Genomic DNA, 16,953 nt, shown 5'->3' on the forward strand with positions numbered 1-16,953 from the left:
GTCTTATTTTGATCAATTATAGCTTAAACTTTGTAATTTCTTCTTGTAACGCTTGTGCTAACTGACTTAAGTTGTTCGCAGACGCTTGGATTTCTTCCATTGACGATAACTGCTGATCAGCACCTGCAGCAACTGATTGGAAGTGCTCCGCGGTTTCTGCAGAGACGATAGCCATTTCATCGACTGAGGCACTAACTTGCTCAGAACTTGCTGACATCTCTTGGGCAGTAGCTGACACTTCTTGAATTTGTGAAGAAACGTTTTGGATAGCGGTTAAAATCCTTTCAAAGGCATGTCCAGTTTCTTCAACGACTGAAATTCCTTCTGCTACTTCTTTTGTACCATTATCCATTGTTTTTTCAGCGACTAATGTATCAGCTTGAATTTCGTGAATAACTAAAGAGATCTTATCGGCAGATTGTCTAGATTCTTCTGCAAGCTTGCGAACTTCATCGGCAACAACAGCAAAGCCTTTACCATGTTCACCAGCTCGGGCAGCTTCGATCGCTGCATTTAACGCTAATAAATTAGTTTGATCCGCAATTGCTGTAATAACACCTAAAATACTTCCAATCTCGTTAGAACGTTCTCCTAACCTGCCGATAATTTGGCTCGCATCTTTTACAGCAATACTAATTGAATTCATTTGCTCGATGACTCGTTGCAATGCGATATTCCCTTCTTGTGCTTCTTGGGTCGCATCTAATGAGCTTTCGGAAACAAGTGATGACGACTCAGCAATTCGCTGAATTCCAACAGTCATCTCTTCCATTGCTCTAGCACTTTCTTGTGCTCCGTTTACAGTAACTGCGGCACCTTTTGCAACATCTTGAATGGTAGAAGCAATTTGATTTGTGGCAATTGTCGTTTGATCAGAGCTAGCTGTTAGCTCTTCAGACGCAGCCGCTACTTGATTAGATGTTTCTGTCGTTCTAGTCAAAAGATTTCGCAAGTTATTAGCCATTTCATTTGTCGATTTAATGAGGCGACCAAGCTCGTCATTTGATTTAACGACGATCTCTTTCCCTGTTAAATCACCTTTAGCTACCTGTTCCACTAATTGTACTACTGCTGTAATCGGCGCAACGATTCTCTTAGCCGTGATTAAGGCTACAACTAGGGCAATCACTATCCCAATAACAGTAGCCACAATGTTGAATAACACGATTGTATCACCGTGGTTGACCATTGCTCTACCTTGGTTAATCATATCTGCTTGCCCAGCTAAAGCTAACTCATGGTAACGTTCTGCTACTTCATTGGCTAGTGGATCGACTTGATGTTGAATACTAATAACCGCAGTTTCTCGACCATTAGCTTCAAACATCGGGAAAATTCTTCCCGTAATCAACCGATCCCAAAGTTGACTTTTTTCTACTAAATCTAGGGTATTGGCATCTTCATGGATGGCTAATAATTGTTCCTCTAACAGGACACTTTCTTCAGTCAACTGTAAGTAACTCTCTTTATATTCCTTTTTCCCGACTAATATGTAACCTCTAACCAATGCTAATCTTTCTGCCATATTAAAGGCTAAATCATTACTTAATGAAAATCTTTGCAGATCCTCTTGAACGATTCGTTCCACATTGTTGTTAATTCGATGAATGTTATAAAGACTATAGGCAGACATAATGATCAACAATAGAAGAATGACCATAAACCCGCTAATAATTTTCCCCCGTAAGCTATTCATTTCTCGACACCCTTTTCTTTTTTATGTTTTCACCTAGCAGTACTTTTTATATTTATATAATATACCATAAAAATTTTCGTTTGTTCACAAGTTTGTGAAAACTTTTAACATTAAAACAAAAAAGTAGTTACTAAAACTAGAGGTAACTACTTCCAAAATGATATTTATTTTGTTAGATTTGCAGCTGTTTCTTTACTGCCTTTGCGTAAATTAACTGGTAAACCAAAAGCGAGATCGCTCCAATTAATGCCACACACGCTAAAATTACATAAAGAAAGGCAACACTCTCCTGTTCGATAATTAATCCACCAATACTTGAACCAATCATTCCTGAGATTCCAAAGAAAAAGGAATAAAATAGAAGGTGACCTGTTGATTGCAACTGTTCAGGAATTAACTTTGTCACATAATCAAATGCACATAAATAAAAAATTCCAAACGATAAACCATGCATCACTTGTAGTGGTAAAACAAGTAACGGTTCTTGAATAACCCCCATAATAAACCACCGTACAGCAAATAAAATCCCGGAAAAAACAATAAATGTTAAAGCATGGAATTTACGAAACCAAATCGTTGCTGTCGCAAAAACAATTGCTTCTGAAACGACACCGATAAACCAAGCCCACCCTATAAACGATTCAGTCCCACCTTTTTCAAAAATATAAATCCCTAAAAAACTGTCATTTGTTCGGTGCGTGATCGTGATGAACATCATGATGAATAAAAAAAGCATAAATTTTTTATGCCGTAATAACTTTAAAGCCTCTTTTAAATTTATTGGCACTTTTGAAGCTTCTACATCTTTGACACCTATAGAAATTAGTAAGGTTATCGTCACAAAGAAAAGAAAGGGTATGTAAATGTATGTAACACCAATACTGTTTAATAGAAAGCCACTTAGAAGCGACATAACTGCAAACCCAAGAGAACCATACATACGAATCGAGCCGAAAGAAACAGATAGTCGATTCGCGGTTTTTTGAGTAAGACTATCTCCTAAGCCACCCACAGGCGACATGAAGGCAAAAAAGATAAAGACAGTGACGATCAGAATTGAATAATTAACGGTTTGAAACATCAGTATTGAACCAATGATCGCTCCGATTAAACAAGTCATAATCATTTTTTTTGATGTCTTATATTTATCACTCATGAAACCCCAAAAGGGTTGTGAAATCATAGCTGCTAGAGGTCCAACAGCTAATAAAAAGCCAATTTGGCCACTACTTATACCACTTTCCTGAAAATATACAGGTAAATAACTAATGATAATTGTCATGGCAGAATAATAAAAAAATAGTAATGCTTTTAAGTTTAAAGTAGAAGTCATGAGGTTTTACTCCGATCGGTTCGGTTTTATAGTTTGCTGGAAATAGAGACAGCAAAAGAAGACCCAGTAAAGCTGAGTCCATCTTTTTTAGAATAGTAATCCTTTTCTTTCAAAAAGGAACGCATATGGAATATCTAGAAATAAGTAAAGTTCTTCATTTATTGGATAAGAGAAAGTTCGAATAAACTCATTCGTTTCTATATCGCTGTATAAGTCAGATAAGACGCCTCGTTTTTCGTATTGCATTCGAACAATCGTCTCGAGGAAATACGGGCGCCAACTCCAATTCTTACCTAAGTACTCTTCTTGTTTCTGCCAATGACTACTATTGTTGTTTTTGACGTAGTTTGATGAACGTTGGAATCCAAACTGGTCACATATGTAGAGGCGGAAGCAGACATCTGTAAGATTAGTTGCCAAACCTTTAATTAACTCATCCAATGACGTTGTCTTATCTTTTTTGATTATTTGTTCAAGTCGATTGTGTAATTGTTCTGTAAAGTTATATTGATTACTTAAATGATTTCGTTCATGAGTAATGAACTGTTGAAACTCACTTTTAAGCTTTTCTTTGCAATGGCTTTTTGTAATAAACTGAGGAGCAGGTTTTGCTAAATAGAATCCTTGGTAATAACGACCGCCGTTACGCCACGCCGCATTTAATTTCGTTAGGTCACCAATGCCTTCAAACAATAACGTCGCACCCATTTTTCTCGCAAAGGTTGATAGCGAGTATAATACATCACGATGTGCTTGAGAAATTGAAGCACCTTTAATAAAGTTCAAATCAACTTTTAAAATATCTGGTTCAAGTTGCGCAATCCGATCTAAGTTGCTTCCACCCTTCCCAACATCATCAATGGCTACTCTAATACCAAAGCTTTTTATATACATAAGTAAATGTCCAAGCTGTGATAAATCACCAAGATAATCATGCTCCCTAATCTCTAAAACAGTTTTCTCTAATAAAAGTCCACGCGTTTCATATGACTTTATTCGATTCAGTAGCCGTTCTATATAGTCTTGGTTATTCATCAATATAGTAGAATTGCAATTAATAAATAAATTTACATTTTGCTTTGCTTGACAGTAATAATTAAAAGCCATGTCTTGAATATGCTCATCTATTTCTATCACATACTCATCAGGAATACTTTCATTGTTAAAGAAATCCCCTAAACTGATCACCTCGCCATCATCATTATGAATTCTACCAAGTACTTCATAACCGCTGACACTTTGCTCAGTTGCACTTAAAATCGGTTGAAAATATGGGACAACTTTATCTTTGTTCATTAAAATCTCTAATGCATCCATATCCTTCAACACCTATCTTTTCTTATAATAAAAAGCTATATCGAAAACATGTATTATTATACCATTTAAGGATATCGAATGAAAATTATTTAGTATTTTTCTTTCTATATAAAAAAGAAGAAGCTTAACGGTTGCTCCTTCTCTTGGATTTAGCTAAAAACCAATCTTCAGCTTTTGTTTTTTTCGGTCGGTCTGGTGAGGTTGGATCATAAAACCAGTTATTTTTTACGGTAAGATATACAAGGACAACTATGATGACAATGAAGAACCAATTCATTTAACTCCCTCCATATTTGTATTCTTTCCAAAACGACAATATTAAAGGGAGTTAAATAATTGCTAATTACCTTAGTTTTTACAAAAGCTTTTAAGGGAGAAACAGCACTTATTCGTTTGTTAGCTCAAATAGTATTTGATTCGTTTTTTCTCTTAGAATTGTTTGATTCGTTGCTTCTTCAAAAATCAATTCCAGTGAGTCGTTTACCTTTTTTGCCTCTTGTAAAAACTTTGTCCCTTGCTTCATCTCTTGTTTATAAGCAAGATGGAGTTCGTGAAACTCTTGATCGTACTTTTTATCTACAGACTGATCCATGCAAAGCTCAAACATGTCGATCACCTCATCATTAGGTCTTGACGGATCAATGACATGAGGAGCTGTTCCATCTAATATCGCTACACTTAAAGTCGGAATAATAATCATATCTAGACTGTTCGGGTCTAAGCCACAAGGAAAGTATTGGACAGCCAAACCAACATTTTCAGCATATTTTCCGATTTTTCTCATGACGGTGCTTTTTCCGCTGCCAGATCGCCCTTTAATAATGTACCTTTTTGAAAGATCACTCGTAATATTGTCAATAAAATTTATCGGACCATTTGGTGTTGCTGCTCCGAAGAATAACTGCTCAACAATCCTACTTTCAGGGGCTACAGAAACATTATGAAAAAGCTTTGCAGCTAATTGTGCAGTAACTTTATTTGCTTTATCAAAATCCATAGCAGCAATATATAATTCTTCTTTCTTTTCATGAATTTCTTTTCCTTTAGCAAACCTAGCATAAGCTTCTTCATGGTATTGCTCAATTTCAGTCTGCATCTTGATGATTGCATTTTTATTTATGACTAATTGTAAATGATCCAAAGCCTCATCAAGGTCGAAAACTTTTGCTACAAAGTTGCTGAATTTAGCTTCAATCCCATTTCTTTCAGAGCCAGCTATGATCGCGATGCCCTTTTTTGGAATAACAATCCCATCTAACTTTTTCTCGTCGGAAGGGTTGTGTAGCCAATAAATTTCTATACCTTGTTTCTCGAAATGATCACTTAACTGTTTAAAAATCCTCGTTTTTTCACTCTTCAAACTACCTTTAATTATATATACGTTGTTGATCGCATTGACAATATGATTAACTAGGGAGACATAGCCTTTACTCGTATTTCCATCTAAAAAATAATGTTTTACACTCATTTATAAACCTCCTGAACTGATTCCTTTGTACATTCTAATAGACAGTTACCTATTTTTTAATGTATGCGGAAAATTTCAAAGAGGTACCTTTTCCATCTAGAAAGCACAAAAAGTGTCAGCTATCAGCACTTACACACGCTGTGAACTGACACTCTCGTCTATTCTTGTTTTGTTAAATCATAAGGTGTTTCTTGGTACACATAATAATTTAGCCAATTAGAAAAAATTAAATTAGCATGCGCTCTCCAACGAAGCCTTGGTTCAGAACTTGGATCATTATTATAAAAATAGTTTAAGGGACAACAAATTTCTAATCCTTTATCAATGTCTCTTTGATACTCACTTTTTAAAGTTGTGGCATCATATTCAAAATGGCCGGTAATAAAGATTTGTTTGCCGTTTTTTGATGCGACAATATTTACGCCACTTTCAGGTGACTCTGACAAAATTTCAAGATCGCAAACGGTTTCAATATCCTCCCTGCGTACCTCTGTATATCGCGATTGCGGTACGACATATTCATCATCAAAACCTCTTAATAAGTTTACATTACGGTTAAAAATAATATGTGGGAAAACACCAAAGACTTTCTCTTTTAACATATATTTTGGAACACCATAGTGATGATAAAGACCTGCTTGAGCTCCCCAGCATATATGTAATGTAGATGTTACATTTTGAACAGACCAATCCATAATTTGTTGTAATTCTTCCCAATAAGTAACATCTTCAAAAGGGAGATGTTCAATAGGAGCTCCGGTGATGATCATTCCATCAAATTTTTTATCTTTTATATCTGCAAACGTTTGATAAAATGCCGTCAAATGTTGCTCTGATGTATTTTTTGATTGATGGGTATCCGGATGTATAAACGCAACTTCTACTTGTAAAGGTGTATTTCCTAAAAGACGAAGTAATTGAGTTTCTGTAACTTCTTTTACTGGCATAAGATTAAGAATAATAATTTTTAACGGGCGTATATCTTGACTAAACGCACGGCTTTCATCCATAACAAAAATATTTTCTTTCAACAAGATTTCTTTTGCGGGAAGGGCGTCAGGAATTTTAATTGGCATTTTTGTCACTCCTCGATCTACAATCCATTCTCAATGGATATTACTCATTTTTAAGGGCAATTAATAAAAGAAACCAAAAGAATGATTAGACCCTTTTAAGTATTTAAGTTATCATGTTTTTATAAAATTCGCAATTATTTCTTTAGTTAATTGAAGGAGTAAAGGAGAGAAACGATGAAGATACGTTTGGAAATTTTCTATAAACCGAAAAATGGAACAAATCAATATGAATTGACGACTGATTTTTTCCCTGTTCAAGAAGCGCTTTTTTTAAGTGAGGATCTTGAAAAAACGGGTCGTATCGCCAAAATTAATTTCATTGATCAAACAGATGCTAGTTGGCTTAAAAAACACTTACACAAGTATCTCGAAAGTCTTAAAGAAGAACCCCACAATATCCTGATTTATTTTGATGGCGGTTTTAACGAAGAAGAGCGACTATCTGGAGTCGGGGTTGCTATTTACTATGAGCAAAATGAAAAATACTTCCGTTTAAGAAAAAATGAACGACTTGAACAACTCTCATCTAACAACGAAGCTGAATTTGCGGCTTTATGGACTGCCATGAATGAATTAGAACGCCTTGGAGTTCACCATCTACCCGTCACAGTGAAAGGCGATTCTTTAGTCGTTATTAACCAAGCAAAAGGTGAATGGCCTTGTTATGAACCAGAACATATACGGTGGCTTGATAAAATTGAAGAGAAAATCAAAGCACTTGGCCTTGAAGTAAGCTTTGAAGCGATTAATCGTGCCGAAAACAAAGAAGCTGATCAACTCGCCTCCCAAGCACTTTTGGAAACATACATTGACGCAACAAGTGAGGTTAAAAAGTATTAGCTTTAAAGAGATTCCCCTCTAACCAATTTTTCGGGGTGTCTTAGAAACAAGTTCACCTGATTTTTACAGTTTATAGGAGTTCGTGTCTTCAAAACCTTAGTTACTGGACTGAGTTTTACAGTTATTAGGAATTCGTATCCTCGTTACTACCTTTTATGGACTAAATTTTACAGTTATTGGGAATTCGTGTCCTTGTTACTTCATTTTACGGACTGTGTTTTCCAGTTATTAGGAATTTTCGTCCTCATTACTACCTTTTACGGACTGCGTTTTCCAGTTATTAGGAATTTTCGTCCTCATTACTACCTTTTACGGACTGAATTTTACAGTTATTGGGAGTCCTGTCCTTGTTACTACCTTATATGGACTGAATTTAACAGTTATTAGGAGTTCGCGTCCTCGTTACTACCTTTTACGGACTGCATTTTACAGTTTCTAGGAGTTCGTGTCCTCGTTACTACCTTTTATGGACTGGATTTTCCACTTATTAGGAGTTCACGTCCTCGTTACTACCTTTTACGGACTGGATTTTCCACTTATTAGGAGTTCGCGTCCTCGTTACTACCTTTTACGGACTGGATTTTACAGTTATTAGGAATTCATGTCCTCGTTACTTCATTTTATGGACTGTGTTTTCCAGTTATTAGGAATTTTCGTCCTCGTTACTACCTTTTACGGACTGAATTTTACATTTTTTGGAGTTTCATGTCCTTTAATCGTTTTTGAGACGTACGAAATTAAACTCATTCTATCTTTATTGAACAAACTAGCCCAAAACGCACGAAATGAAGCGTTTTGGGCTGTATATTGTATAAAAATAAAAGCAACTAAAGCTAGCTCCTTGACTGAATTTTCGCCAGTAACTCAATCGCAAATTCGTTATCAATCCGCGTTTCTCCTAACGGTTGACGAACTCTTCCGTAATCTTCATGATGAAAGTCAGAGCCACCTGTTCTAAGAAGACTGATATCAAATTTTTGCTCAATTCGCTTGACTAGTTGCTCATAATGTTTTTGAACTGCATCTTCGTGATCACGATGGTACACTTCCACCCCATGAAGTAAACCAGTTGCTACCCATTCTTCGATTTTGTCATCTAAATCGTAATAGACTGGATGAGCAACAATTGCTACTCCTTTGGCAGCTTCAATCCACTTGAGTGCTTCTAATGGGGTCATTTCTCGCTCTTTTTTCACATAGCAAGGTTTTCCTTCGGCCAAATAAAGATGGAATGCTTCTGCAACATCTTTTACGATACCCATTTTTACGAGCACCTTCGCAACATGAGGTCTGCCAATACTTCCACCATCAGCCTCTTTTAGAATTTCTACTTCATCGATGTGAATATTTTGTTCGGCAAATTTTGTGACCATTTCTTCCATTCTTTTTTTTCTCATCTGTTGTTGTTCTTGGAGCATTTTTAAAAGGGCTGCATCAGTGACATCAATACCGTACCCTAAAATATGAACACTGACACCGGCTTCTTTTGTAGAAAATTCAATGCCAGAAATAACAGTTATCCCATGCTTTTCTCCTTCTTTGATCGCTTCTGCTACACCACCAACTGTATCATGATCAGTGATTGCAATGTATTCTAAGCCGACTTCCTTACATTTAGTCACCAATTCTAACGGGGAATAGCCTCCATCAGAGGCGGTTGTATGCATATGTAAATCCGCATTCTGCAATTAAATCACCCCTTTTTTAATAAGAGTAAAACTCTCAAATTATTTCCACCACTCATCATAAACTGTTACCGCACCTTGGCGTTTATGTTCTGTAGCAATGTATTTCTTTTCAATTTTCTCACTAATATCATTAGTAACTTGTTTTCCTTCTAGATAATCATCAATGTTTTCGTATGTAAATCCTAATGCGGCTTCATCGGGTAAGCCTGGTTTGTCGTCTTCTAAATCAGCAGTTGGAACTTTCAAATAAAGGTGTTCGGGACAACCTAAATGCTGCAGCAATTGCTTGCCTTGTCGTTTATTTAAGCCAAAAAGTGGAACGATATCACAAGCACCATCACCATGCTTCGTAAAAAATCCAGTAATCGCTTCTGCAGAATGATCAGTTCCAACAACAAGACAATGATAATATGCTCCGATGTCATACTGAACCTTCATTCGCTCCCTTGCTTTTGTATTACCTTTCATAAAATCGCTAAGCTCATTCCCAGTGGCGTTTGAAAATGCTTTTACGGAAGCATCAACAGCATCTTTAATATTAACTGTTAGCGTTTCTGTAGGCGAAATAAAAGCTAACGCATCTTGAGCATCTTGTTCATCTTGTTGTTCTCCATATGGAAGACGAACAGCAATAAACATATAAGGGTCACCTTCATTTGTCTCGTTTAATTCATTTATTGCTATTTGGCAAAGCCTGCCTGCTAAAGTAGAATCTTGTCCACCTGAAATTCCTAAAACATAGCCCTTTGTTTTCGTTTTCATTACGTATTGTTTTAGTAGTTGAACCCGTTGTTCAATCTCTGCTTTTACATCAATTGTAGGTTTTACCTTCAATGCTTCAATGATTTTGTTTTGCATGTCACCCATCATTTACCTCCAAAATTTTCACTTCTCAACCCTTAGTTTACCATTTATGAGTAACGAGCACATACATTTTGTTAGATTTCCTGCAGTAGAAAAGCTTCGACAAGATCGACGATAAAAAAATGGAAAACCATCAATGGTATAAAATCCACGCACCGTCGATCCCCTTCCTCTCTCGCTATATAACTCTAACGAATTTTAGAGGCTCGTACAAGGAAACCCACCGACATCTTCTAGAAAGTTGTTTTGATGTCATTATGAATTGGCGATAAAATTATATTTAGTTCTTAATCAAAAACAATCTCCACAGAAAAAGGCTAGGCATATAACCTAACCTTCTCATCACTAAATTTCTCCGTTTTCGCGTGCTATAATTTCATCTTCCATCTCAGCTTTAAAGCTCTCTATGCTTTGTTCACGCCTTACATTTTTTGCTTCAATCGCTTCTTTGTCAACTTCATTTAAATCTTCATTCTGCAGCGTCTTATGTGCTTCTTCTAAATTCTCAATGGTGTTATTTATCATTTGCTCCAAACGCTCCGCATTATTATAACGATTATCTGGTTTTGCCATGTATAAAGTCCCCTTGTCCTTAGTATTCGTAAGTGAGTGAATTTCATAATTACCCTAATCAAGCGATAAGCGAATGATTTTTACGCAATTACATAATGAATTATGAAATTCATTAAAGTACAGAGTTATTTTTTACTATAGCAAAAGTTTTATGCATATATCCTATTGTTTCTTTACTTTTTCATACGCTTCATGCAAACTTGGATACTTTCGCTTAATCGAAATAGGACGAAACGATTCTTTCGTTACACAGACATGTTCACTCGTTCCTGTTACACAAACTTTTCCTGCTTCGTTAACAATTTCATAACCATATGTAACCTTCACACTATTATAGTCTTCGACCCATGTTCGAACTTCAACAGTTTCACCATATTTCGCTGGATACTTATAAGAAAATTGAACATTAACAACTGGCGATAAAATACCTTCTTTTTCCAATTGAGCGTATTTAAAACCGATATCCTCAATAAATTTTGTCCGACCAATTTCACACCAGACCAGATAGTTAGCGTGATAAACGACACCCATTTGATCTGTTTCTGCGTAACGAACTTCAATTTTTGCATTGGAAATATGCATGTTAGTCCTCCTTATATTTTCTAAAGTCTTCTACAATTAATTGTGTAAGTTCAATCGTTGTAAGTTCATCGGACTCACTCATAATCCGATGAGAATGATGCTGGATTGCTAAATCTACAAGATCCTTCGCATAGCGCCCGTTTCCAGCGGGCTTTCGCTCTGCTAGTTTTGCTTGTAGATAATTATTGACGTCACTCGCCAGTGTATACCCATATTGCTTCGCATAAAGTTCTACGATTTCAACCAATTCACCTGTTTTATAATCCTCAAAATGGTACTGTTTCTTCATCCGTGAGGAAAGACCAGGGTTACTTTCAATTAATTTTGTGATCTCATTTGGATAACCTGCTAAAATGACAACAACATTATCATCGTGCTTCGTCATTTCATCTACTAATGTATCAATCGCCTCTTTGCCAAAATCGCCTTGGTTTCCTACTAACGAATAAGCTTCGTCAATAAAGAGTACACCACCTAAAGCCTCTCTAATCTTCTTCTTCGTCTTTAGTGCTGTTTGACCAGTATACCCGGCAACAAGATCACCTCTACCGGCAACAACAAGATGACCTCTTTTTAGAAGCCCAATCTCTTTTAAAATTTTGGCATATATTTTGGCAACCGTTGTTTTTCCAGTTCCAGGGTTACCAGTAAAAATGGAATGGAGTTGCAGTGGCACTGTTGGCAGTTTCTTTTCACGGCGAAGTTGTTGAACCTTTACAAACGAGATTAATGACTTCACCTCTTGTTTTATATCTTGTAAGCCAACAAGTGCATCTAATTGATCGATTCCACGAATTTCTTCCTCATGTTTTTGCTTAACTCGAACATCCTCTTTTTCTAAAATTGTAAAATCCGCATTGTTAAACGGTTCATTTAGGGCTACAAGCGACCCTTTTTGAAAAATCGCATCAAGAACGATGTTTTTAACAGTTCTAGCATTACCAAAAGTTATATCTACTTGTTCTCCTTCAATCCGCTTCTTCAGTTCGATAATCGCTTCTTCGGAGAAGGTAAAATCATTATCAATTGCAACTAATTCAGCAATTTCTACTAACTCATCAACTAGATAATCACGTAAATGAATATGATTAGGTTCTGGAAAACGACTGCGCAGTCCTGGGTTTGCCCACAAAAACTGTCGCATCTCTTCAGGATACCCGGCTAAAATAATAGCAAACTTGCCTGCATATTCACTGCTTGTCATTGCTGAAACAAGCGTATCAATCACTGTTTGACCATAATCATTGCCGCTACTGTCTTCTCTTTTCAAGCTATACGCCTCATCGATAAACAACACGCCACCGACCGCTTGTTTAATGATATTCATCGTATTCTCTTCGGTTTGCCCAACATAGCCACCTACTAAATGTGAGCGGTCGACCTCAATCACTTCTTCTCTAGGTAACATACCGAGCTCAAAATATATTTTCGCAAGCAATCTCGCTAACGTTGTTTTTCCTGTTCCGGGATTACCAGTTAAGATCATATTTAAGCTCAATTCGTCTTTTAAAAGGTAACCCTTTTCTTTTCGAACTTTCTGATACAACAAGTAATGGTAAAGCTTTTCAACTCTTTCCTTTACCTCCGTTAGGCCAACCATTTTTTGCAACTCTGTTAAAGCAGAGTTTTCCATAGACGCATCGACTATCTCACTATGTCCGGTAGTTTCCTGCCATTTTCTATGTAGTGTTTCGATTTCAGCGATTGATTTTTTCACTTCAGCAAGTTGCGCTTGCGAGTAATAAATGCCTTTCACTGAATCAGAGTAAGACTCGGTAGACTTTACGATTGTCCGTAATTCTTTCTTTAATTGCTGCAATAGTTCTGCGAGAATCTCAAATTTAATAATTTTCTCATCGTCATATAACCTTCTAGCTGCCTGAATAAGTGAATTAATAATTCCCTCAAAATAAGAAGCACGTTCAAAAAATTCATTGGCCAATTTCAAATAGTCATTGGCTAATTTTTTTTTCGCATTACCATGATCAGTTTCACGAATTTGTGGAAAATGACTAGGGAGTAACGGCGCATCTAGTAGCATAAAATAAATTTTAATATAGGTTTCATTAATTAGTGGATCTTTCGCATCTACTTCCATCGCTTTGTCTAACCAGCTGAGTGTGATTTGGTCAAGCCGAGCGACTCGCTTAAACCTAGCATAGGCAATCATCGAATACAACTTTGCTTTTAAAGTACTTGTTTTATTTGTTTGTTCCTGGATTTTATCGACGGCTTGTAACAATCGAAGCAATTGGCCTTCGTTAACTCTGTCAATATTTTCACTCCACTTTTCCACGGACTTTTCAATATCAAAAAAGCTGTATGTACTAATACTCATCTTAATCACCACCCTAGAAAAACTATCTTTCTTATAGTATCATTTTCACGATAAAATTTCTCAGCAAATGAAAAAAGGACAAGAATATTTATTTCTCGTCCTACTAGTGGCGAATACTCTTTAGATATGTTTCAATCTCTACTAAATATTGATCTAATTCTGACCCACTCATTTCAGTACTTTTTCCTTTTAAAGTCTTTGAAATTAGGTTCAATTCGTCCTTTAATCCTTCCACACGAAACCCTTGATCAATGTAATCTTTTACTCTTTTATAATACTCAATAATTTCACATGTTGTCATTTCTTCATAATTTAAATCCATAAAAAACACTCCTTCGAAATATCTCATTGCAACAAAAAAAGATTATAGTACTACTTATTCTATACGGTTAAAAAATGTGCTTCAAACCTTTTCGTTTTGCAAATTAATTCGTTTTTCGACGGAAATTAAATTATATTATTATAATGGAATTTTTTTAATTACAGAAAGAGACTGAGCTTGTCTTATTTTTGTATATAAACCCTACCCTTTTAACCAAATACCTCCTTAAACAAAAAAAGGAGAGCACTGTCGCTCTCAGTCAAAAGTTTGTCGAATTATTTAGGCTAATTTTCTAATTTCGTTCAGTTTCGCTTTTTTAACCGGACGTTTATACGTGCTCAACGTAACTCCACCTAATACAAAAACAGCTCCAATTAAATGCGGAATTGTAAGGGACTCCCCTAAAAATAAGCTTGCCATTATCACTGCCGAGATGGGCATAAAGTTGATAAATATTGATGCTTTCGCTGCTCCAATTTGTTGTATTCCGTAATAATACATAATAAAGGAGACAACCGTCACAAATACGCTCATATGACCAATCGAGAGCCATGCCGCGAATGTACTTGAGGCTAAATCAGTAACTGTTGTTTCCAACACGGCAAAGGGAAATAAAAACAGTGTTCCAAATGCGACCGCATACGTTGTTGAAACAATTGAACTGAACTTCCTCAATACAACCCTACCAATGACACTGTATAAAGCCCAACAAATGACAGCTCCAAGTAGGACGAGATCAATTGCCTCAAAATCCATCGTCAAGAATACTTCAAGATGTCCGTTCGTAATGATGAAAGAAACACCTAACAGCGCTAAAATGAGACCAAATATTTGGTTTCGTGAGATTTTTTCTTTTAAAAACAAACCTGATAACACTATAATCAAGATAGGATTAGAGGCAATAAACAGAGAGCTTTTAATAACTGGAGCATGTTTACTAGCAACAAAAAAGAAAATATTATAAAGCGCAATCCCCGTCAATCCAAGCATCGCAAATAAGAACCAATCTTTTTTTGAAGGCTTAGGAATATCTTTTTCTAAATACCACATCAATGGTAAAAGTAAAATCGCCGCACCAAAAAAACGAAGAAAAGCAACCGTTGCTGGTTCAAAGCTTTGGATCGCAATTTTCCCTGCAATAAAGGCACTTCCCCATGTACTAGTTGCTAAAGCTAACATTAAATAAATAAGCCAAATTTTTTTAGTTTTCACTCATAATCCCTCACTATTATTTTTCGTTACCCGAAATATAACTCATTTCGAACAAAAATTCCATCGTTTTTAAAAATAAAAAAGAGACGGATCACTCCGTCTAATGACAATAAGCACCTGAAACTACTAAATCCGTTAAATAACCTCCAATCTCCTCTCTATTCTGATCATAAAAAATAATTGGATGCAGTGTGTCCCACTGGTGCGTTGAGCTAGCTATGTTAAAGAACGATTGATTTTCAACAGCTACTTTCTTATATAGCTCTTCATACCTAATTTCTACATTATCTACTTGCTCGGGTGTTTGAATATAGCCGATGGTGACATAGGTAAAAGGCGTACCATTTGTTAACCAAGGTCCATCCGTAATTAAAAATGTCCGAATTTTATATTCGGCGTCTTGTAAAGACGTTCCCCCTATGATCAAACGGCTATCTATAATTCGCTCATACCCTGCTTCGCTTTTATAAAAAAGTTCGCTCATTAACTGCTCCTGATTAATCGCGTACAGAACGTAATGGATATTTACATTTTTTTCTCCTGTTTGCAGTAGCGTGAGTCTATCATTCTTTCCATATCCAGCTAATACAGCTTCTTCGAGCCTTTCAAAAACAATCCCATCGGTGACGATTGTTTCCTTAATAGCATTGTTCATTAAAATTAAATTGTAAAAACCTATCATAAAAACAATTAAGAAAAACGGATATATCAATCGCTTTGCCATGCTTGTCACCTTCTTAATTCCGAGTTAACCACTTAGTTTTATTGTATTAATATCATAACAAACATGTTATCATATGAAAAGAATAATTTACTGAAATTAAAAGCATTTTTAATTGGTTTTAAAACGTTCTATGGTAAAATCTATAGATGTAAAACAAGCCTTTTACTGTTGTTTGCAAAGAGTTGCGATAATTTCTATGAGCGCCAGTGTGACTATTAAAATCGATGGATTTGCCAAGTGCGGATTCTTGTTTATTTGTTAGGAGAGACATCATGAATAAACTGTTCTTATTTGTTTTTTACTTATTTATTGCCATTGTTATTTTTGTATTTCAAGATGAGTTATTGTTTTGGTTCCAACAAACAAAAGATAGCTCAGTCTTTTTTACGATGTTCATTGCAACTCTTTTCGCGCTATTTCCGATCATCCCATTTCCAATTATCGGCGGTATTATTGGAGCGATGTATGGGACATTTTTAGGCGGATTTGTAACGTGGGTTGCTTCAACAGCAGCATCAATCATTATGTTCCTTTTTATCCGTTTTGTGTTTCAAAACTGGGGATTAAGAATTATTCGTCGTTATAAACGATTAGAGATGATTACGGTTATGTTTGAACGTAATGCCTTTATTACGATACTGGTATCACGGTTAATTCCGTTCATTCCGTCGATTGTTGTAAACGCATATAGCGCTGTCAGTCGTGTATCTTTTGTTAGCTACACAATAGCCTCAAGCTTAGGGAAAATTCCCGCGATGCTTTTATTCGCTGTGTTGGGCCACTCCCTTGTATCGACTAACCGAGAAGTGTTTTTTGTTATTGCCTTGTATGCACTAATCATCTTATTAACGATTTATTTTTATACCCGTTGGAAAAAGTCATTACCTATAAATTAAACATGAAAAGGATGAACCACTCCG

The 16,953-nt window shown here is 36.0% G+C and carries 16 protein-coding genes; 2 read left to right on the forward strand and 14 right to left on the reverse strand.

Features of this window, described 5'->3' with window-relative positions:
- Window positions 1-16: 16 nt before the first annotated feature.
- The 6 genes from ACK4M9_RS18690 to metA all read right to left on the reverse strand — a co-directional run bounded on the left by ACK4M9_RS18690 (window position 17) and on the right by metA (window position 6,890).
- Window positions 17-1,696, reverse strand: coding sequence for a methyl-accepting chemotaxis protein (locus tag ACK4M9_RS18690; RefSeq protein WP_409853928.1), 1,680 nt, complete (start codon window positions 1,694-1,696; stop codon window positions 17-19).
- A gap of 172 nt (window positions 1,697-1,868) precedes the next feature.
- On the reverse strand, window positions 1,869-3,029 hold the full coding sequence (locus tag ACK4M9_RS18695) for an MFS transporter (protein ID WP_409853931.1): 1,161 nt from the start codon (window positions 3,027-3,029) through the stop codon (window positions 1,869-1,871).
- A gap of 87 nt (window positions 3,030-3,116) precedes the next feature.
- Window positions 3,117-4,346 (reverse strand): EAL domain-containing protein, encoded by a 1,230-nt coding sequence (locus tag ACK4M9_RS18700; protein WP_409853934.1) that lies wholly within the window; start codon window positions 4,344-4,346, stop codon window positions 3,117-3,119.
- A 124-nt stretch (window positions 4,347-4,470) separates the two neighbouring features.
- Window positions 4,471-4,623, reverse strand: coding sequence for a hypothetical protein (locus tag ACK4M9_RS18705; RefSeq protein ID WP_409853936.1), 153 nt, complete (start codon window positions 4,621-4,623; stop codon window positions 4,471-4,473).
- A 108-nt stretch (window positions 4,624-4,731) separates the two neighbouring features.
- Complete coding sequence (locus ACK4M9_RS18710; RefSeq protein ID WP_409853939.1) at window positions 4,732-5,814, reverse strand: hypothetical protein; 1,083 nt, start codon at window positions 5,812-5,814, stop codon at window positions 4,732-4,734.
- 158 nt (window positions 5,815-5,972) lie between these two features.
- The gene (gene metA, locus ACK4M9_RS18715; protein WP_409853942.1) at window positions 5,973-6,890 is read right to left on the reverse strand and encodes a homoserine O-acetyltransferase MetA; all 918 of its coding nucleotides are present in this window, start codon (window positions 6,888-6,890) and stop codon (window positions 5,973-5,975) included.
- A gap of 174 nt (window positions 6,891-7,064) precedes the next feature.
- On the opposite strand from metA, the gene ACK4M9_RS18720 reads away from it, so the two are divergent.
- On the forward strand, window positions 7,065-7,730 hold the full coding sequence (locus tag ACK4M9_RS18720; RefSeq protein WP_409853945.1) for a reverse transcriptase-like protein: 666 nt from the start codon (window positions 7,065-7,067) through the stop codon (window positions 7,728-7,730).
- An 833-nt stretch (window positions 7,731-8,563) separates the two neighbouring features.
- Here ACK4M9_RS18720 and ACK4M9_RS18725 read toward each other — a convergent pair.
- The 8 genes from ACK4M9_RS18725 to ACK4M9_RS18760 all read right to left on the reverse strand — a co-directional run bounded on the left by ACK4M9_RS18725 (window position 8,564) and on the right by ACK4M9_RS18760 (window position 16,033).
- A complete protein-coding gene (locus ACK4M9_RS18725) occupies window positions 8,564-9,418 on the reverse strand; it encodes a PHP domain-containing protein (RefSeq protein WP_409853948.1) in 855 nt (284 codons plus the stop codon).
- 39 nt (window positions 9,419-9,457) lie between these two features.
- Complete coding sequence (gene nadE, locus ACK4M9_RS18730) at window positions 9,458-10,285, reverse strand: ammonia-dependent NAD(+) synthetase (RefSeq protein ID WP_409853951.1); 828 nt, start codon at window positions 10,283-10,285, stop codon at window positions 9,458-9,460.
- A gap of 342 nt (window positions 10,286-10,627) precedes the next feature.
- On the reverse strand, window positions 10,628-10,855 hold the full coding sequence (tlp, locus tag ACK4M9_RS18735; RefSeq protein WP_409853954.1) for a small acid-soluble spore protein Tlp: 228 nt from the start codon (window positions 10,853-10,855) through the stop codon (window positions 10,628-10,630).
- Between the two features lie 162 nt (window positions 10,856-11,017).
- Window positions 11,018-11,437: an acyl-CoA thioesterase gene (locus ACK4M9_RS18740; protein ID WP_409853956.1), complete on the reverse strand. Its 420-nt coding sequence runs from the start codon at window positions 11,435-11,437 to the stop codon at window positions 11,018-11,020.
- 1 nt (window position 11,438) lies between these two features.
- A complete protein-coding gene (locus ACK4M9_RS18745) occupies window positions 11,439-13,775 on the reverse strand; it encodes an AAA family ATPase (protein WP_409853959.1) in 2,337 nt (778 codons plus the stop codon).
- Between the two features lie 103 nt (window positions 13,776-13,878).
- The gene (locus ACK4M9_RS18750; RefSeq protein WP_409853961.1) at window positions 13,879-14,097 is read right to left on the reverse strand and encodes a hypothetical protein; all 219 of its coding nucleotides are present in this window, start codon (window positions 14,095-14,097) and stop codon (window positions 13,879-13,881) included.
- A gap of 279 nt (window positions 14,098-14,376) precedes the next feature.
- The gene (locus ACK4M9_RS18755) at window positions 14,377-15,309 is read right to left on the reverse strand and encodes a DMT family transporter (RefSeq protein ID WP_409853964.1); all 933 of its coding nucleotides are present in this window, start codon (window positions 15,307-15,309) and stop codon (window positions 14,377-14,379) included.
- 100 nt (window positions 15,310-15,409) lie between these two features.
- Window positions 15,410-16,033: a hypothetical protein gene (locus ACK4M9_RS18760; protein WP_409853967.1), complete on the reverse strand. Its 624-nt coding sequence runs from the start codon at window positions 16,031-16,033 to the stop codon at window positions 15,410-15,412.
- A 272-nt stretch (window positions 16,034-16,305) separates the two neighbouring features.
- Between ACK4M9_RS18760 and ACK4M9_RS18765 the strand changes: the two genes are divergently transcribed.
- Window positions 16,306-16,929, forward strand: a complete 624-nt coding sequence (locus tag ACK4M9_RS18765; RefSeq protein WP_409853969.1) for a TVP38/TMEM64 family protein — start codon at window positions 16,306-16,308, stop codon at window positions 16,927-16,929.
- Window positions 16,930-16,953 lie beyond the last annotated feature (24 nt).

Source organism: Anaerobacillus sp. (assembly GCF_046314235.1).
GTDB lineage: Bacteria > Bacillota > Bacilli > Bacillales > Anaerobacillaceae > Anaerobacillus.

Bases quoted from the DNA above. Each gene is read 5' to 3' on its own strand.
- ACK4M9_RS18765 (WP_409853969.1), top strand. From the start codon at position 16,306: ATGAATAAACTGTTCTTATTTGTTTTTTACTTATTTATTGCCATTGTT.
- ACK4M9_RS18745 (WP_409853959.1), bottom strand. From the start codon at position 13,775: ATGAGTATTAGTACATACAGCTTTTTTGATATTGAAAAGTCCGTGGAA.
- ACK4M9_RS18700 (WP_409853934.1), bottom strand. From the start codon at position 4,346: ATGGATGCATTAGAGATTTTAATGAACAAAGATAAAGTTGTCCCATAT.
- ACK4M9_RS18750 (WP_409853961.1), bottom strand. From the start codon at position 14,097: ATGGATTTAAATTATGAAGAAATGACAACATGTGAAATTATTGAGTAT.
- ACK4M9_RS18705 (WP_409853936.1), bottom strand. From the start codon at position 4,623: ATGAATTGGTTCTTCATTGTCATCATAGTTGTCCTTGTATATCTTACC.
- ACK4M9_RS18760 (WP_409853967.1), bottom strand. From the start codon at position 16,033: ATGGCAAAGCGATTGATATATCCGTTTTTCTTAATTGTTTTTATGATA.
- tlp (WP_409853954.1), bottom strand. From the start codon at position 10,855: ATGGCAAAACCAGATAATCGTTATAATAATGCGGAGCGTTTGGAGCAA.
- nadE (WP_409853951.1), bottom strand. From the start codon at position 10,285: ATGGGTGACATGCAAAACAAAATCATTGAAGCATTGAAGGTAAAACCT.
- ACK4M9_RS18690 (WP_409853928.1), bottom strand. From the start codon at position 1,696: ATGAATAGCTTACGGGGGAAAATTATTAGCGGGTTTATGGTCATTCTT.
- ACK4M9_RS18710 (WP_409853939.1), bottom strand. From the start codon at position 5,814: ATGAGTGTAAAACATTATTTTTTAGATGGAAATACGAGTAAAGGCTAT.
- metA (WP_409853942.1), bottom strand. From the start codon at position 6,890: ATGCCAATTAAAATTCCTGACGCCCTTCCCGCAAAAGAAATCTTGTTG.
- ACK4M9_RS18720 (WP_409853945.1), top strand. From the start codon at position 7,065: ATGAAGATACGTTTGGAAATTTTCTATAAACCGAAAAATGGAACAAAT.
- ACK4M9_RS18740 (WP_409853956.1), bottom strand. From the start codon at position 11,437: ATGCATATTTCCAATGCAAAAATTGAAGTTCGTTACGCAGAAACAGAT.
- ACK4M9_RS18695 (WP_409853931.1), bottom strand. From the start codon at position 3,029: ATGACTTCTACTTTAAACTTAAAAGCATTACTATTTTTTTATTATTCT.